General features: G+C 68.1%; 13 protein-coding genes and 1 pseudogene. 8 read left to right on the top strand and 6 right to left on the bottom strand.

Annotated features, from left to right (window positions below; all coding sequences use genetic code 11):
• Window positions 1-77: 77 nt before the first annotated feature.
• Entirely contained in the window at window positions 78-1,784 is a 1,707-nt protein-coding gene (locus tag F8M74_RS30260; RefSeq protein WP_141254760.1) for a ricin-type beta-trefoil lectin domain protein, read from the bottom strand.
• Window positions 1,785-1,977: 193 nt separating this feature from the next.
• On the opposite strand from F8M74_RS30260, the gene F8M74_RS30265 reads away from it, so the two are divergent.
• From F8M74_RS30265 to F8M74_RS30285, 5 genes are all read left to right on the top strand, one after another.
• Window positions 1,978-2,475, top strand: a complete 498-nt coding sequence (locus tag F8M74_RS30265; RefSeq protein ID WP_141254759.1) for a GNAT family N-acetyltransferase — start codon at window positions 1,978-1,980, stop codon at window positions 2,473-2,475.
• 310 nt (window positions 2,476-2,785) lie between these two features.
• Entirely contained in the window at window positions 2,786-4,276 is a 1,491-nt protein-coding gene (locus F8M74_RS30270; protein WP_141254758.1) for an HEXXH motif-containing putative peptide modification protein, read from the top strand.
• Window positions 4,273-5,730 (top strand): HEXXH motif-containing putative peptide modification protein, encoded by a 1,458-nt coding sequence (locus F8M74_RS30275; RefSeq protein WP_141254757.1) that lies wholly within the window; start codon window positions 4,273-4,275, stop codon window positions 5,728-5,730. Before F8M74_RS30270 ends, F8M74_RS30275 begins: the two co-directional genes overlap by 4 nt.
• On the top strand, window positions 5,727-5,879 hold the full coding sequence (locus F8M74_RS30280; protein ID WP_163884630.1) for a hypothetical protein: 153 nt from the start codon (window positions 5,727-5,729) through the stop codon (window positions 5,877-5,879). The genes F8M74_RS30275 and F8M74_RS30280 overlap by 4 nt, the downstream gene beginning before the upstream one ends.
• 113 nt (window positions 5,880-5,992) lie before the next feature.
• On the top strand, window positions 5,993-7,444 hold the full coding sequence (locus F8M74_RS30285; RefSeq protein WP_141254756.1) for an FAD-binding oxidoreductase: 1,452 nt from the start codon (window positions 5,993-5,995) through the stop codon (window positions 7,442-7,444).
• A gap of 22 nt (window positions 7,445-7,466) precedes the next feature.
• Here the strand turns inward: F8M74_RS30285 and F8M74_RS30290 are convergent, their stop codons facing one another.
• From F8M74_RS30290 to F8M74_RS30310, 5 genes are all read right to left on the bottom strand, one after another.
• The gene (locus tag F8M74_RS30290; RefSeq protein WP_228559779.1) at window positions 7,467-7,919 is read right to left on the bottom strand and encodes an acyl-CoA thioesterase; all 453 of its coding nucleotides are present in this window, start codon (window positions 7,917-7,919) and stop codon (window positions 7,467-7,469) included.
• Window positions 7,840-8,916, bottom strand: coding sequence for a YheT family hydrolase (locus tag F8M74_RS30295; protein WP_141254755.1), 1,077 nt, complete (start codon window positions 8,914-8,916; stop codon window positions 7,840-7,842). The genes F8M74_RS30290 and F8M74_RS30295 overlap by 80 nt, the downstream gene beginning before the upstream one ends.
• Window positions 8,909-9,631 (bottom strand): hypothetical protein, encoded by a 723-nt coding sequence (locus F8M74_RS30300; protein WP_141254754.1) that lies wholly within the window; start codon window positions 9,629-9,631, stop codon window positions 8,909-8,911. Before F8M74_RS30300 ends, F8M74_RS30295 begins: the two co-directional genes overlap by 8 nt.
• 2 nt (window positions 9,632-9,633) lie before the next feature.
• Window positions 9,634-10,722: a fatty acid desaturase gene (locus F8M74_RS30305; protein WP_141254753.1), complete on the bottom strand. Its 1,089-nt coding sequence runs from the start codon at window positions 10,720-10,722 to the stop codon at window positions 9,634-9,636.
• Window positions 10,723-10,956: 234 nt separating this feature from the next.
• Window positions 10,957-13,050, bottom strand: a complete 2,094-nt coding sequence (locus F8M74_RS30310) for a prolyl oligopeptidase family protein (protein WP_228559781.1) — start codon at window positions 13,048-13,050, stop codon at window positions 10,957-10,959.
• A 213-nt stretch (window positions 13,051-13,263) separates the two neighbouring features.
• Here F8M74_RS30310 and F8M74_RS30315 point away from each other — a divergent pair, with 213 nt between their 5' ends.
• The 3 genes and pseudogenes from F8M74_RS30315 to F8M74_RS30325 form a co-directional block, all read left to right on the top strand.
• A complete protein-coding gene (locus F8M74_RS30315) occupies window positions 13,264-13,650 on the top strand; it encodes a hypothetical protein (RefSeq protein WP_228559783.1) in 387 nt (128 codons plus the stop codon).
• Between the two features lie 24 nt (window positions 13,651-13,674).
• A complete protein-coding gene (locus tag F8M74_RS30320) occupies window positions 13,675-14,652 on the top strand; it encodes a peptidoglycan-binding protein (protein WP_216620431.1) in 978 nt (325 codons plus the stop codon).
• A gap of 18 nt (window positions 14,653-14,670) precedes the next feature.
• Window positions 14,671-17,759: pseudogene (locus F8M74_RS30325) on the top strand (hypothetical protein); the annotation flags it as partial.

The raw sequence follows: 17,759 nt of genomic DNA on the forward strand, positions 1-17,759 counted from the left end.
GCGTGTCACGCCCGCGCGGCCCGCGGTGCCTGAATCGCCTCCAGGCACCCGGGTCGCTCGTTCAGGCGGCGGAGGGCTCAGCGGTAGTCCCACTTCTGGTTCGGGTTGCCCGTGCACTCGTAGATGATGAGCCGGGCGCCGCTGGACGTGTTGTGGTTCACGATGTCCACGCACTTGTTGGCGAGCACGCTGACCAGGTCACCCGCGCCGCTCAGCACGAACTGCTGTGCCGGGTTGCCGCTGCAGTTGGCCAACTGGATGGCCGCGCCGTTGGCCGTGGAGGCCCAGGCCACGTCCATGCACTTGCCGCCCGCCTGAACGGTGCCGTTGACGAAGGTCCACCGCTGCGCGTTCGTGCCATTGCAGTCCCACATCTGGAGTTGCACGCCGTCGGAGAAGTTGGAGTTGGGCACGTCGATGCACTTGCCGTTGAGGCGCGACACGAAGGACTGTCCACTGCCGCCTCCGCCCGTCGTGCGGAGCGTCAGGCCGTAGGCGCCCAGGATGGGGTTGACGGGCTGGTAGAACGTCTGCGGCGGATTGCCGTTGGCGCAGGTGCCCGCCACACCGGACGTCACGCCCTGGGCCTGGTTGCCGGAGATGACGGAGCCGCCGGAGTCACCGCCGTCCGCGCACGCGTTCGTCTTGTGCAGGCCGTACACGGGCCCGACGGAGTAGTTGACGGTGATGTTCTTCGCCTGGAGCACGCCGCACCGCCAGCCGGTGGTGTAGCCGGAGCGGCAGATGGAGGCATTCACCGGAGCCTCCTGGGAGCCCGCGACGGTGACGTTGCCGCCGCTGTAGTTGTTGACCCACGGCTGCGGGGTCCACGCGCCATGGGTGGCCACCCAGCCGTAGTCGGAGCCGGGCCAGACGGAGCCTCGGATGGTGCCCAGGGCCACGCCGTTGTGTCCCGTGGTGGGCGTGCCGGCGCCGCCGCAGTGGCCGGCGGTGACGAAGCCCCCATTGACGGGGAAGCCCACCGAACAGCGGTAGTTGCTGAAGTAGTACGGGTCACCGCCGCGCAGGTCGTAGGCGGGCTCGGGCGCGTGGGTGGAGGCCACCAAGCGGAGGCTTCCGTCCTTCAGGCCCGAGCTCTGCGCGATGAAGGCCTCCGCGCGCAGCTTCGTCTGGCTGGAGGCGTCCACGTAGACGACGACGCTGTTCGTCGGCAGGTCGACGTACCAGGAGTGGATGGCGGGCGAGAGCGCCTGGACGTTCTGGTCCAGCTCCGCCTTCACCTGCTCCAGCCGCGCCACGCTCCGCGCCACGCGCACGGTCTGCACGCCGGCGACCCGGGCCTTGGCGAGGCGGGACTCGTCGGTGACACCGACGATGAGCTGGCCGCCCTCCGTGTCGAGCCAGGCGCCACCGAAGGCGTCGCCCAGTTGTTCACGCATCGTCTGCTCCAGCCCGGGCGCCTTCGCCTCGAAGGACAGGCGCTGATGCACCTGCTGCTCGGTGAGCCCAAGGTCCCGGCGCATCGCGGAGACGATTTCTGGCGACACATCGCTTGAGGCCTTGGCGGCCATTGGCATGCCCGTCAGGGTGGCAAGGCCAGCGAGCATCGCCGCGGTAGAAAGCCAATCAGACATTCGATTCATGGAAGTAGATGGGGAGTGTTCCCGCGGCAGAGCGAACGCCAGGGCAGGGGACATCGCCTGCGCGTGGGAGTGAGAGGGATTCCCTGGCGTGATGTGGCGTCCGCATGAGCATGTGGCATGCCAATGCGGGTGCAGAGACTTCCAGGGCGAGCGAGGTGATGGCGTATGCCCCACTCGCAATTTTATGGCGGACAGGTGGTGACAGCCGTCCTCAGCTGGTGACTGGTGTTACCACCCTGCGTCAGGCCGAAATCGAGCTGGCTGACGTTGAGACTGCTGCTGTGTGGCAGCGACGCGCGCGACGAACTGTACTGCTCCCTGGATGCAGCACAGCGGGCGACACGCCGGGAGGGCGTAGGATGACGTCACTTCCATGCGCCCCCACACCGAGTCCATTCCCTACGAAGTCCACCGCGATGACGGGTTCGTCGCCTCCGACGACCCCGCGCGCATCGACCTGGACGTCGTCCATGGCTACCTGTCCCGCTCATACTGGTCCGCGGGCATTCCCCGGGAGACAGTCGAGCGGGCCGCCCGGAACTCGCTCGTCTTCGGGCTCTATTCGTCTGGAGGCCAGGTGGGCTACGCCCGCGTCGTCACCGACCGCGCGAGCTTCGCCTATCTGTGTGACGTCTTCGTCCTGGAGCCGTACCAGGGGCGGGGCCTGGGCCAGTGGATGATGGAGGCGCTGCTTGCGCATCCCGACCTGCAAGGGCTTCGGCGGTTCTTGCTCGCCACGCGAGATGCCCATTCACTCTATGCGCGTTACGGCTTTCAGCCATTGGGCGCGCCCGCGCGCTTCATGGAGCGCCATGACCCGGACGTCTATGTCCGAAATCGAGAAGAGGGCGCGAAAGGGAATGCAGGATGAGGCCGTAGGCACGACAATCGTTCCATGCCCAACTCCAATTGCTTCCTGCGGTCGATGCACTGCTGGCTGTCTTTGGGGCTGGGCGTGGTGCTCGGGGCGAGCCAACGCAACGCGTCTTCGCTACTTCACTGAGACAATTTCTTTCCAGAGACAGCTGTCTGATTGTCGCGGGAAATAGCGAGGGCCGGACGCTGTTATGTCGCCAGGCGCTTGTGACAGGCTTCAAGGGTTGGTACCTTGAAGTTGCGAATTGCTGTTTATGCCGGGATGCGGATTTTTTGATGAATCTGTCATTCGAGGAGAGAGCAGCGTGCAACAGATTGAGGTCATCCGGCAGCTCGACCATCGGTTCCAGCATCAGGAGCCGTTTGGAAACTCATCGAAAATCGTGTTGCGTGTCATCGAACGCTACAAGTTCGTTCTGGAGGTGTTGTCGCGCCAGGACGCGCGGTTGCGGGCGCTGGCGGAGCGCGTCGAGGCGCTGGACACCGCGTCCGTGAATGTCTTGTTCGGTGACCTGCTCGTGCGCGCCGCGTTGGAGACGGCCATCAGCAAGCTGGAGACGACGGGGCCGGTAGGGGCGGTGCGTGACACCTTTCCAGCGCTGCTTGGCGAGGCCCTCGATTCGCTGGAGGAGAGCCGTCGGCTGTCCGTCGCGCGCAAGGCGATGGGGCGTGACTTCACGGTGGGGCCTTCGGGCCGCACCTGGGTCTGGGACCTCCCGGACACACCGTCGCGGGTCGGGGACCTGCTGCGCGACAGCATCCGCACCGGGTTCATGCCTGGGGCCAAGAGCAGCGTCGAAATCATCCGTCCGACGCCGCGCATGGTGGAGGGCCTGGAGCGGGCCTGTGAGCTGCTCCGGCGGCTGGTGCCGGAGATGGCGCAGAGCGTCTTCCTGCACCTGCACTGCATCGCCGTGGCGAACATCCGGGGCCCGCGTGGCCGGATGCTCACCGGCTCCGGGGGCGACGGCACGCCGTGCATGATTTTCATCGACCCGGACGAGCTGGAGAACCCGTGGGACACGGCGGGCCACATCCTGCATGAGGCGATTCACCTCAAGCTCTCCGACCTGATTCGCACGGGCGCCATCGTGACGGATGACGACCCCGTGGAGCTGCCCTGGGGACGGCGGACGGCCCTGTCCAACAGCGTCTTCGCCTACCACGCGTACGCGCACATGCAGGTGTTCCGCGAGGCGGTGAAGCACCTGGGGCCAGACTGCTACGCGGAGTTCGGCGCGCCCGGTGACTACGACGCCCCGGCCCACGCGATGTCGGTGGTGAAGAACGACGTCAAGCCGTACTCCCGGGCCGAGGAGCGGCTGGCGTACCTGCACTCGCAGCTCTCGGGTCCGCTGTCGCCCCGGGTGACGCCCTACGGGCGCGAGCTCGTCGCGTGGCTGTGGGACACGGTTCGTCCCCTGGTGGACGACGTCACGACTGGCAACGACGCCGCTCCGCGCGCCGCGGCCTCCACGCCAGCGCCGTCCAGCTCCAGCCGGGCGCCGTCCTCGGTGCGTTACCGGCAGGGGCGGAACCTCTCGTTGCGCCGCTCTCCGGCCTCGGAGGTGCTGTTCGCGCTGGACCCCATGTCGCAGAAGATCGTCACCCTGAACCTGTCGGCGTGGCTCGCCTTCGAGCTGTGTGACGGCAAGACGGAGGAGGAGGTGCTCTCCTCCTACACCTCGTCGCTGGGGCTTGGGTCCGAGCGCGCCTGGGCCCAGCTGGCGCCCACGCTCAGGGGCCTGGAGTCGAGCGGGATGATTGAGCAGGTCGCCGAGGGAGGTGCGCCGTGACGAGTGGCCTGGGTGTCGTTCAGAGCGCGGACCGAGCTCTGTCGAAGCACGCCGTGTTCGGGGACTCGCCTCGAATCCTGGCGAAGGTACTGACCCGTTACCGCTTTGGCGTGGAGTTGTTCGCGGAGCGGCTGCCGTCCCTGGCGCGAGCCGCGTCCACGGTGGAGTCGCTCAGTGACGCTGACGCGCGCCGCGTCTTCTTCGACCCGCTCGTGCGCCTGACGCTGGAGCAGGCCTTCTCCGACCTGGAGGCGGGCCACCTGGCGTCGCCGCACCCGCTGGAGGAGATGCTGCCGGGCGCGCTGGAGGCGCTGCCGCTGGGCCTGTGCGAGTCGCGCATGCCGTCGCGCTGGCGGGTGGGCTCGGAGGTGCCGAAGTGGCTGTGGGACGTGGCCCGGCCCGCGGACCCGTACTCCCGGGCGCTGCATGCCGCGTTCGACGGCGTCTTCGGCGCGAAGTCCAAGAGCGGCGGGACGCTCTTGAGCCCGGACGCCACCGCGCAGCGGAAGATCAACGACTCCATCGAGCTGCTCTCCCTGTTGCTGCCCGATTCGGGCGCGAGCGCGCTGACCCACATCGAGGCCATCGCGCTGCTCAGCGCTCGGCTCGAAGGGGGCACCGTCCTGTCCGCCGCGGGGGGCGACCTGACGCCCTCCACCATCTTCCTGTCGCTGGAGGAGCTCGGGAACCCCTGGGACGTCGCCGGGTGCCTGCTGCACGAAGGGCTTCACATGAAGCTCTTCGATGCGACGCGCTCGGTGGCGCTCGCGGCCCGTCCGGAGGAGACCATCCAGGTCCCTTGGCGTGACATCCGCTGGTCCATCGTCCGCACGGTGTTCGCCTACCACGTCTACGTGCACCTCTCGCTCTTCAAGGCGGCCGCGCTCACGGCGGACCGCACCCTGACGGAGCGGTTCGGGGACCCCTCGGCCTATGTGTCCCGACCGCATGCGATGTCGGTGGTGAACAACGACAGTGCGTCGCGCTACGGCCGCTCGGTGGACCGGGCCCGCTACTTGGGGGAGATGTTGCTGACGGAGTGGGCCCACCTGCTCACCCCGCAGGGGCGCGACTTCGTCAGGTGGCTGCGCGAGTCCCTGGCGCCCGTGGACCGCGAGCTCTTCCTCAAGGACGCCGGTCCCCGAGCCCGTGAACAGGAGCGGGCCACGTACCGCAAGGTCAACGGGCTGCGGGTCCGCCCGTCGAAGCAGGGCGAGTGCTTGATGGTGTTCTCTCCGGCCGCGCCGCGCATCCACTGGCTCGACTTGAATGCGTGGCTGATTTTCGAACTCAGCGACGGCCGGACGTACTCCGACATGGAGCGGGCTTACCTCGAGGTTGTCGGCGCGAGAGTGGCCCCGGACGAGGCGCGCCGACAGTTGCGTTCGGGGCTCGACTCACTAGTACGCAGTACCCTCGTAGAGCCAACACGGCAGCAAGGAGACGTGGCATGAACAACGGATCGCAGTGGCTGGAGACCGTGAAGAACCTGGTGGCCGAGAAGGACCTGCTCCAGGAGCCGAGCGTGACGTGTGGGTCGAGCGCGGAGCGCCAGTGGTGGCCTCCCTACGTCGTCAACGACACGTCCAAGAAGGAGGACTGACCCCCGTCGGGTCAGCCTGAATCCCTGACGTTCTGCCCGCCGTGTCCGCGCTCCCTTCGAGCCGGATGCGGCGGGCGCTATGCCGAATCCCCAGGCCCCAGGACAGCGAGCGAATGGACACCTATGACATCGTGGTGGCGGGCAACGGCGCGCTGGGTCTGGCGACCGCGCGCGCCTTGACGCTGGTGGACCCCCGTCTGCGCATCGCCGTGGTCGGTCCCGTCAGCCGTCCCGCGGGAGCGTCCCCCGCCGCCGGGGCGATGCTGGGGTGCTATGGGGAAGTGACAGCGCCCTTGCTGCGGACCGCGCCGGGCCGCGCGAAGCATGCCAAGGGTGTGCTCGCCGCGCGCCTCTGGCCCTCGTGGCTGGAGCAGCTCAATGGCGAGCTGCCCGAGGACGCACACGTCCAGGTCCGCGCGGGCACCATCGTCTTCAGCAATGCCAAGTCCGGGACGATTGAGGACGAGAACTTCATCGCCATCCAGCAGGCGGTGAAGGACGAGGACGAGCCCCACGAGCTGCTGGACCCCAACCAGGTGCCGGGCCTGAATCCCGCGGAGGACTGCCGGCCCAAACAGGCGCTGTTCCTGCCCCGCGAGGGCTCGGTGGACGCGAGCCGCCTTCTGCGGGCGCTCACCCTGTCCCTGGAGCAGTCGCCGAAGGTGTCCGTCGTGGATGGAGCGGTCAAGACGCTGGACGTCCAGGGCGGCCGCGTGACGGGTGTGCGGTTGGAGGATGGCCGCGCGCTGAGCGCCGCCCAGGTGGTGCTCGCCATGGGCGTGGGGACGCAGGCGGTGCTCGACGAGCTGCCGGAGCTGGCGCGGCGCATCCCCCGCATCTTCAGCGGCGGCGGGACGTCGCTGCTGCTCCAGGTGCCTCGGCCGTCGCTCCAGCACGTGGTGCGCACGCCGAACCGGGCCTTCGCCTGCGGCCTTCATGGCATGCCCCGCGGGGGTGACCAGCTCTACTTCGGCGCGACGAACATCCTGATGGCGCGGCCGATGCTGCGCACCACGCCGGCCGACATGTACTTCCTGCTGGAGTGCGTCCTGGAGCAGATTGACCAGGACCTCTGCGCCGCGCAGCTCGTTGCCTGGCAGGCGGGAAACCGGCCCGTCACCGTGGACACGTGTCCGCTCATCGGACCGACGTCCGTTGACGGGCTGTGGCTGCTCACGGGCACGTACCGCGACGGGCTGTTCCTCTCCCCGCTGCTGGGGCAACACATGGCGCGGCGGATGTGCGGGCAGAGCGGCCTGGTGGCCGAGGACTTCCTGCCGGAGCGCAAGCCCATCTCCCTCTACACGCTGAAGGAGGCGCGCGCGGAGGCGCTCAAGCACTACCTGGCCATGGGGTGGGAGCACGGCATCCGGCTGCCCAAGGTGGGCTGGCACCGCGCCTTCCCGCGCTTCTACCAGCAGATGCTGGACTCGCTCTACGACGCGCTGGGGGAGGAGGAGTTCGTCATGCCCCCGGAGCTCCTGGCCATCGTCGACAGCAATCGCGCGGCCATGGTGCCGTTCTTCCGCAACTACTACGCGGAGGTCCGCAAGGCCTGGGCGTGAAGCGGGCCCAGGCCCGGGGCCCTCAGTGGCTCTCCGCCACCATCCGGTTCTGCCGGGCGGTGACCGCCTCAATCACCTTCTCCGGCGGGACGACGCCCTCGCGCCCGAGCAGCACCGCGGTGGACTCGCCCTCCGCCACCACCTTCCCGCGCGAGAGGAACTGGTGGGTGGCGTAGAAGTACTTCTCGTCCCAGCGGGTAATCGACATGGACACCGTGTACTTCTGGAACGGGCGAAGCGGCTTTTTGTAGTCCATGGTGTGGCGCACGATGATGGGCGCCCACTTCTGCTTGAGCATGAGCGCCAGCAGGCCCGTCCGGATGAACAGGTCGACCCGGCTCAAGTCACAGACGGTGAGGAACCGTCCGTTGTTCATGTGCAGGTTCAGGTCCAGGTCATTGGGCAGGACGCGCTGCTCCAGCGTGCTCGTCAGCGCGTCCACGCGCATCTCCGGCTTCCAGAGCGAGGAGAGCATGACCCACAACATCCTGAGATAGAGATTCATGTGCTTCGGACGGCTCCTGCAGGAAGAACGAGATGAGCCGGGCCGGCGGGTAGTAACCCAGCCCGGAGGAACGCTGATACATGAAACCCAGGTGCCCACCATGCGGCGTCAGCTCCAGCCGCACGTGCTCCCGCAGCGCGCGTGCGTCGGGGAGCGTGTCCCGGGCGACGAGCGGGTCGTCCTCGGCGTTGAGGACGAGGAAGGGCACTTCGATGCCCGGCAGGAATTGCTGGCTGCTGCACCGCGCGTAGTAGTCCTCCGCGTCCTTGAAGCCGTGGAGGGGCGCGGTGAAGACCTCGTCGAAGGCCTGGATGCTGCGCATCCCGTTCAGCGTCCCAACGCGTGAGGCGAACTCCGGCAGGTGGGCCTTGAGCCGCGCGACACGCTTGTACGAGTTCAACACGCGGAGTTGGTAGAGCTGGTTGATGCCTTCGCAGGCCCGCCGGGCCGTGCTGCCCAGGGAGAACGTCAGGGACACGGCCGCCGCGGCGGACAGGTGGCTGGCGTGGCCTGTCTCCGCCAGGTAGCGAATCAGCATGCTGCCGCCCAGGGAGAAGCCCACGCCATGGAGTGGCGTGTGGGGCTCCTGCTCACGGACGAAGCGCACCAGCCAGGCCAGGTGGTCGGTGAAACCCGCGTGATAGAAGGGGGCCCGCCGGTTGGGCACGGCGCCGCCCCGGTGGCACAACACCGCCGCGCGCAGGCCGCGCAGGGACAGCTCCGACAGCAGGCTGCGGACGTAGGTGGAGTCCTGTGTGCCCTGCATGCCGGGCAGCAGGATGAACAAGGGCCCTGGCCGCGTCCGGTTCAGCCAGTACACGTCCACGAAGTCACCGTCCGCCAGCTCGTGGCGGATGTGCTCGGTGAGCACGTCGTGGCGGCGCCGGTCCAGGTGTGGGACGACGGTCTGCACGTGGGAGAAGCGCAGCCACCAGGGGACGTGGAAGGCGTTCGCGTGCTCAGCCATGGACGGTCCGCGAGGGGGCCTCTTCGGGCAGCGGCATGCCCACCTCGGCCATGACGGTCAGGTCCTTCTCCGTCAGCACGCGGGTGCGCCGCCGCACGATGTCCGCCCCCAGCACCAGGTTGAAGTTGGACACGCCGCCATAGCGGTGGTGCAGGAAGTGGTTGCGGTAGACGGCGCGCATGTAGCGGGTCCGCAGCAGCCACGCCAGCCACCGGGGCGCGGTGCGCTGTCCTTCCTCGAAGGGCAGGTGCAGGTACGGGTGGACGAAGTGGCTCATGAAGGGCGGCAGCAGCAGCGTCACGCAGCCGGCCAGGAAGGCAATGGGCTTGAGCGTGAAGTAGAACACCGGGAAGAAGATGACCAGCGGGGCCACGAAGACAAAGGCGCCCTCGCCGTGCAGCCGGGTGGCAAAGGCGCCGTTGATGATGGTCCGGCCGTGCTTGCCCCGCTGGAGCAGCTCCTCGGTGAGCTTCTGCTTCTCCTCCTCGCTCCGGAACTGCGTCACGTGGTTGCTCCGAAAAGTCCTCACGTGGTGGATGGTGTGGTGGGAGAAGTGCGTGTTGATCATCGGCCGGAACAGCCTCGGCGCGCGGTTCCAGAAGCGCACCGCCTTCGGGCGCGCGTCGGACACGTACTCGTGCATGAAGGACTCGACGTACGAGGAGATGACGTACCCCAGCACGAGTCCGAGGAGGACATGGACGTAATCAGGCATTTTCAGCGTTCCTCGCCGGAGAAGGTCAGCAGTCGGCCCAGCTGACCTGTCGGCTCGATGGAGGGCGGGGAGGCCAGCGGTGTCCTGGCATGGCCCGCGTGGACAGGGGGAAAGCCCGTCATCCTGCCGGTGGCCTCGTCGTACACCTTGAGGCGGAAGGCGAGCACCGAGTCGCGCAGGCCCAGCTTCACGCCCTCTTCGGCCAGTCCGTGCTGCTCCATGTAGCCGCGCAGCAGGTAGTTGGGAATCTGGGGCTTCAGGTGATGGACGTGGTGCAGATTGATGGCGCCGAAGAGCCACTCGAAGGCGCGTGGAAGCACCAGGTGGCTGCTGCCCTGGAGCGCCGAGCCCTTCAGGGACCACTGCGCCCGGGGAACCCAGTAGGGCCGCTCCACCTGGTGCTGCACGAAGAAGAGCCAGATGCCCAGGCCCGCGGCCACCTGGGTGATGATGAGGTGCACCACCAGCCACCGGGGCCAGTCACCCAGCGCCAGGAACGCGAGGTGGACGGCCACCAGCGCCAGGTTCGTCACCAGGATGGAGCGGCGCTCGGGCCTGCGCTCCTTGGCGACGATGCCCGGCATGCGGAAGCGCAGCAGGAACTGGAAGATGGGCCCCACGCCCAGGAGGACCGCGGGGTGCCGGTACAGCCGGTAGCGCAGGCGCTGGAAGGGCTTGAGCGCCAGGTACTCCTGGGCCGTCATCGTCACGATGTCGCCCACGCCGCGCCGGTCGAGGTCTCCGCTGGTGCTGTGGTGGACCAGGTGCATGGCCCGCCAGTACGCGTGCGGCGCCAGCGTCAGCATGCCCAGCACCACGCCCACCCGGTCATTCGTCACCGGACGCTGGAACAGCGAGCGGTGGGCACAGTCGTGCTGGAGGATGAAGACCCGGACGAGCACGACGCCCGCGAGCACCGCCAGCGCCACGCCGCCCACCAGGCTTTGGGCGAACAAGACATAGCTGGCCCCCGCGAGCAGGACATAGGCGCCCACGCATCCCACGAGCTGGACCACGCTCCGTTGGGTGCGCGCCCGCCAATCCTGGGACTGGGCGCGAGAATCGCTAACGGTGGATGCGTCAGATGGCATGGCTGCCCCGAATCCCCAGACTTCCCCCAAGGGCTGTCAATCTAGGGATTTCCGACATAACGCGCGTTGATTCTCGAATCAAGACTCCCTGGGGTGGTGGGGTGCTTGACGTCAGGCGTTCATTTCCGGAGCCAGTCCCCCGCGGATTTCATTCGCAAGGCCCTGGGCCGTCTCGCTGTCGCGCTGGCGTGCCTTGCGGCGCCTCTGGGGTTCGGGCCCTTCGGCGCAGGTGCCTCAACCCGGTGAGACGCCGAGCGCCCCACAGTAGAAGCAGAGCTCGTCGACGTCCTGCTCGATGAGTGCCGTCAGGGTGGTGCCGCCCCCATGCCCGGAGTCGCGAAGCGGGAGCAGGAGAAAGGGCCCGCCCTGCGTGCCTTCTGCCTGAAGTCTGGCGACCATCTTCAGCGGGTCGTGGGGAGGGGCGGTCCGGTCGTTCAGCGCGGCGACGAAGGCCATCCGGGGGTAACGAAGCCCGGCTCTGACATTGTGGTAGGGCGAGTACCCCGCGAGGTAGGCCCCCTCAACCGGGTCCTCGGGTGAGCCGTATTCGACGGTGGCCGAACTCAGGTAGCCGAAGCTCGGGAAGCGCAGCATGTCGAGCGTGGGCGCGCGGCAGAAGACAGCACCAAAGGAGGCTGGGGCCTGCATGGCGGTGACGGCGACCAGCAGCCCACCATTGCTGTTTCCTCGCGAGGCCAGCCGGTCAGGCACCGTGTAGCCCTCCGAGACGAGCCAGCGCGCCGCCGCGATGAAGTCGTCGAAGGCGTTCTGCCGACGTGTCTTGAGGGCCGCCTCGTGCCAGGCGCGGCCGTACTCTCCGCCGCCCCGTATATTGGCGAAGGCCAGCACGCCGCCCCACTTCAGCCAGGCGGCTTGGAGTGGCGTGAAGCGCGGCTCCACGGAGATGTTGAAGCCGCCGTAGCCACTCAGCCTCACGGGCCACTGTCCGTCGCGCGGCAGGTCCTTCCGGTGGACGAGGAACATGGACACCCGGGTGCCGTCGAGCGACGGGTACCAGACCTGCTCCGTCACGTATTCGGACGCGTCGAGCCCGACGTCGGGGACGTGGTACGGCGTCAGCAGGTCTGCGTCGTAGTCGTAGCGATAGACAGAGGGGGCCTGCACGTACGACATGAAGTTCACCCACACCTCGTCGCCCCGCCATGCGCCGCTGACGCCGCTAACGATTCCCTCGCCCTCGTTGCGATTCACGGCGCCCAGGGCTGGGAGCTTCAGGTCGCGCAGCCAGGTGCCGTCCTCGGCGTGGATGCGCACGTGGTGCGACGCCGCGCGTGAATAGACGGCGTAGAGCCGGCCGCCGACGCCTGCGACAGTCTGAAGGGTGTGCTCGCTTTCCGGGATGAGCGTCCGCCACTGGGTGGGCGTCGTCAGCGGCGCGGTGCAGAGCCTGCCTCGTGGTGCGTCGAGGTCGGTATGGATGAGCAGGGACTCCCCGATGACCTGCACCTGATTGAGGGAGGTCATGTCTGTTGCCACGGGGATGCGCGCATCATCCGCGAGGCGCAGCAGGGTGATGACGTTGGCGTGGACGTAGTCCCACTTCGCGAGCACGGCGAAGCGGCCGCACTCGCTCACTTTGACGGTGCACCAGTACTCCTTCTCGTGGTCGTCACCGAAGACGCGCCGGGCGGGTGCGCCCGAGCCCAGCCGGTGCTCGTAGACGGCGTTCCAGTGAGCCTCTTCGCCCGTGGGCACCTCGCCGGGGTCGGGATTCGCGGCGTAGAAGAACCCGGATGCATCGGGCCGCCAGGCCACCGAGGCGTGGCTGGTGCCTCGGGGGCGGTCCGGCAGCAGCCTCCCCGTCGAGACCTCGAGGATGTGAATCAATGCGCCGTGGGCGCTTCCCACGGCCTTGCCGAACGCGACGAATGCGCCATCCGGGGAGGGGACCGCGAAGACGAGCACCTCGTTGCTCGCCCACGTATTGGGGTCGATCAACGTCTCCAACGGCGCTCCTTCGTGGCGCCGGAGCAGGAGCTTGAGCTTGTCGTCGCGGGCCTCTGCCTGCCAGAGGAACTCACGCCCCCCCGGACCGGCGGGAATGGGCGGGGACCTGCGTTCATGCCGCGCGGAGCGGGTGATTGCCTCGCGCAGTGCCTCGCGTCCAGGGAGGGCGTGGAGCACCGATTGCGTGAGGGCTTCCTGCTCGGAAATCCACGCCTGCGTCTCCGGCGCATCGAGCTGTTCCATCCACGCGTAGGGGTCGTCGAAGCGCTGTCCGTGCAGCGTGTAGCCGCTCCGCGCGTCTCTGCGTGTGGAGGGGTACTTCCAGGTCCGGTCCACGGGCGTCATCGGATGTTCCTCCACGGGGCGTGGGTCCTCCAACCGCGCAGGGGCCACCTTCGCGCGGCGCGGTGTCGAACTCCGGAATTTCGCGCGTGAATCCGACGAATTCCAGGAGGCCGTGGTGCTCTTCGCGGAGCGCGTCGTCGCACCTTGTTTGATTTGCGTAAAACAGAAATAATCTCGCGTCACTCCATCGGGACGGTTTCAACGTTGTTGCGGATTCGCGAGTCGCAGATGAGTTCGTTGCGCAGCGCCGCGATGGATAGCCGCATCGCGCAGCTCGTCACGGCGCTCCTCGCGGAGCCTTCGGCGGCGGAGCCTGGCTGGACCCGCGAGCGGCTCGAGCCGGTGGTGCGCAGGGTGGTGGACCGGGGCGTCTTCTCGCTCGACGACGTGCGCGTTTACGTGCAGCTCGCCGAGTCGCTGGGGGATGACTTCGAGTCACAGCGTCGCCACGCATGGATGCGGTCGTGGCTGGATGACGCCTCCGTTTCGGACCCTGTCGCGCGTCTGCACCGCGTGGTGCGCGAGCGCCGTCGCCGCGAGGACGTGGCAGCGCAGAACCAGCGGAAGGAAGCGGCCTTCCGCCTCCGCCACGCCACGCCCGGCGAGGGCCGCTGACTTTTCCACTCCCTGGGATGTCTCATGCCCCCTTCTTCGACTTCACGGCAGGACCCGGCGGTTGCTCCATGCCCATTGCAGGCGGGCAAGGGACAGGTGGAGGTGGTCGTCGTCGATGACCGCGAGACGCCGCTGTCCGGCGTGGCGGTGGAGTTGGCGCAGGGGACGGCGGACGAGGCGCTGCGCACGCGCACCGACGAGCACGGCGTCGCGTTGTTCGAGGGGCTCGAGGAGGGGCGCTACCGCTTCCGGTTGCTCGACGTGGAGCCCGCGCTGTGGCGGGTGCTCGGCCGGCTTCCCCTGCCTCCGCGCGCCGCGGGCGCCGCGCCTCGCTGGGGCTCCGTCTCGCGGCCGAAGCCGCTGTCCTGGACGTGCGAAGGGACGGAGTCGCTCGCGGTGCTGGCGGCGAGGCTGGGTGTGCGTCCCTCGCGGCTCATCGATGCGAGCACGGGGCAGCCGCTCACCCCGGAGGTGGCTCCCGCTCCGGGAACGCGTGTGGAGGTGCTGCCGTTCTCCCATGAGTGGACGACGGTGGAGACCGGCTTCCGGCATGTGGTTCACCGCATCGGGCTTCCCCTGTCCCTGGTGGTGGTGCTGCGCGACGGCACGCACCACCCCCGAGCGCACCAGCCCTACCTGTTGAAGGTGTGGCTGGACGACGAGGAGGAATTGCCCGCGCGCGAGGGCATGACGGACGCGGAGGGCCGCATGGCGCAGGTACTGCCCGCACGTGCGGCGCGGGGCGAGGTGACGGTGTCGCCCGGCCGCGACGACGAGCGCAAGGTGACGCTGCGCTTCGCGGCGCTGCGCGCGACGAGCGCTCCGGAGGGCTTGCAGGAGCGGCTGGAGAACCTGGGGTTCTCCTGTGGCGGCGAGCGTGGCCAGTTCGGCCCGAAGACGCGCCTGGCCGTGGAGTGGTTCCAGTACGCGCTCGGGCTGCCTCCGAGCGGAGAGGCCGACGAGGCGACCTGCGCCGCGCTGGGCCTGTTGCACCGCTCGTAGCACCGGAGGTCTTTCGTCATGCAGTGCCCCAACTGCGCGCTCGGCACGATGCGCGACCTGTCCGTGACGCCGCCGCGCTGCTTGGAATGCGGCGCGGTGCTGGTCTCGGCCCCTTCCAGCACTCCGCGCCCCCTCGACTCGATGGGGGCCGATTTCGAGGAGGACGCTCAGGAAGAGGCCGAGCGGCTGGAGAGCGGCGACTACGACGACGTCCTGGGCGACTTCCTGGACGACGAGGAGTCGTACCGGCTCTCCAGCAACGAGATGCGTGATGAGACGCTCCGGGCATCGCTGGTCACCGACGACATCACGCCCCCGGAGTCGCCACCGTCCAACACGATGGGCGACGACGTCGCCGAGGAGCGCTGTGTCCCGTTGGGTGCGGAGACCACCGTCTCCGACAAGCCCGTGGTTCCGCCGAGCTTCCCACTGCGGACGCTCCTGTGGAACATCGCGGACCTGGGCGGAGGCCCGAGTGGAACGCTCCCGGTGCGCAAGCCGTGGACCATTGCCGCCCTGGCCCATGTCATCCGCACGGCGAACGCCGACATCGTCACCATCCTGGAGCTGAAGAAGAAGGGTGGCATCCGTCTGGTGGAGCCCAAGCCGCCGGTCCAGATGAAGCAGCATACGGGCCGCGGAGGCAGCGGAACGAAGCTTCCGGTGTTGATGCGATTGGCGTCGGCATTCGTCGAGCCCAAGGGCTACCAGGTCAAGACCGCCCCCGACACGCAGGTCGGTCGGATTTCGGAGCAGGAGGCGGCGCTCCTCAACGACCTGGCGAAGCACTTCGCGGATCACGTGCGGCGGACCATCTGGCCACGTGACGAGCAGGGCACGGACGCGGATGCGTGGGACCCCTCCCATATCGAGTGGAGCGAGACCTCGCGGGCGCTGGAAACCGACAAGCTAGGCATCATCGAGGGCCGGCTCGATGCGGCCTGGGCGGCATGTGAGCCAGACCTCGTGAAGCGCTTCGGTAAGCCTCTGGCGCAGAGGGCGAAGGGCGAGGACGACGAAGGAGACGAGGATCCGCCCGAGGCGCTCGTCGCGACGTCGATCGACGTGCTCGGGAAGAAGCAGGCGAAGCTGGATGCCTACTGCCTGCTCTGCGTGCGGCTGCTCGTGGAGGAGGGCTACTACGACTGGCTCCAGCCCCACGCGAACCGCTACACGTCTACGGAGAAGGACTCGAAGAAGGGAGGCGCGGAGGCGAAGGAGAAGGCGAAGCGGGACGAGCTGGCGAAGCTTGGCATCACGCTTCTCCGCGAGCACTGCGGCATCCTGTTCCACCGCTACCTGGCGGTCATCGCGGGCCTGGACGCCGAGGATGTCCCGGCCAGGCAGGAGCAGGTCCTCGAGAACATCCTGCACCGCTCCAACGACGCGCATCTGCAGCGCGTCTACGAAAAGAAGCTCGCCGAGTACCAGGAGCGCAAGGGCGAGGTGGAGGACGCGCCGGAGTCGCACGCGGGGCTGCGCGAGTTCCTTCGCATCCGTGATGCGCTGAACGACCAGTGCAAGGCGCGCGGTGAGGAGGTCTATGCGTCGTGGCCCGCGGAGGTGCCCGACAAACCCGTCAAGGGGCTCTACACCCAGGATGAGGCGTACGGCGTCCTGTGGCGGAAGTCCAAGCTGGACGTGGACGAATCGGCCATCTCGTACCTCAGTGCCTACGTGGCGAAGCGCTCGCCGGGTGGCGAATCCCCGTCGATGGATGTCGACACCACGATGGGGGACGACGAGGCGGAGGACGCGCGGGCGCAGACCGTCAAGAGCCTCTACAGCAAGCGGGAGCCCATCCGGATTCCGGTGCGGCTGGCGCAGGTGAAGAACGCGCCCGAGGTGAGCGTGGTGGCGTGGCATCCTCCCGCTCCGGGAGACCGCAACAAGAACGCGCGCGGCACGGACTTTCGCGCCTTCCTCCAGTACTGCAAGGACGAGCGCCAGGAGAAGGTGCTCGGCGTGGTGCTCTCGGACCTGAACATCGACACCGCGCGGCCCAAGGCCGAGCTCGCGAAGGATGGCACGCCGTACATCGACACCTGCGTGGAGCGCCTGTCGTTCCACCAGTTCTTCCAGACGCTGCTGGGGCCGGAGGCGGATGCGAGCCACCTGTACGACATGGCGCCCCAGCTCTCGACCATCGCCAAGAGCAAGTTCGGCAGCTGGGCCGTGGACAGCGAGAATGCGTTCGGGGACGGCTCGCTCAAGACGCTCCGAAGCTTCGTCAACAGCCGGGTGAAGCCGGAGATGTTCGCCCCCTTCAAGATGTCGACGGGGCACGAGCTGCGGCCAATGTTCTCGTCCGCGGAGGACGTGCTGGCCCTCATCGAGTCGTTCATCACCCCGCCGCAGCAGCGCTACGGGGCGAGCGGCTACGACAAGATTCTCGTGTACTCGCGGCGGACGGATGGCTGGATGCTGGAGCAGTCGTCGGTCTACGTCATCCCGTTTCCCATGGCGCTCGCAGACGAGAAGGAGAAGGGGCTCTTCTTCATCCACGGCGACCTGCTGCCCAAGCACCTCCAGCCGTTCTGGCGGCTCATCCAACTGGAGGACGCGAAGCTGTCCGAGGATGAGCGGCTCTTCGACCACCTGCGTGCCCCGGGCGTGAAGCTCACGGGCTCGGATGACGCGCGCTGGGAAGAGGTCATGGCCGCCGCGAAGAAGCTGAGCGACCACATGCCGCTCGTCTCCGACCTGCGGCTCATCTACAGCGGCGAGGAGGCGCTGGTCGTGGAGGAGGTGGAGGTCGCCGCCGCGACGGCGTCCTCCGAGCTGGGCCATTTGGAAGCACTGTGTGCCGCCTATCAGCAGTCCCAGGCCGCGGATGACGAAGCCACGGAGGCGCTCGGCGCGATTCTGGACGCCGCGGAGAACGTCCCCGCTTCGGACCATGCCCGCTCCAACGCGCTGGTGGCGGAGGCCATGCAGTGGCGGGAGACGTTCGCCGAGCTGCGGAGCGCGGGCTTCGACCCGGAGGCGTACTGGGACCATCGGCCCGCGCTGAAGTCGGAGAAGGGGAAGGGGAAGGACAAGGGGGGCGGCCAGGGCATCTCGCTGGACAGCTACCTGGGTTCCATCCACCAGGGGCGGGTTCACAA

Source organism: Myxococcus sp. CA023 (genome assembly GCF_010998615.1).
GTDB lineage: Bacteria > Myxococcota > Myxococcia > Myxococcales > Myxococcaceae > Myxococcus.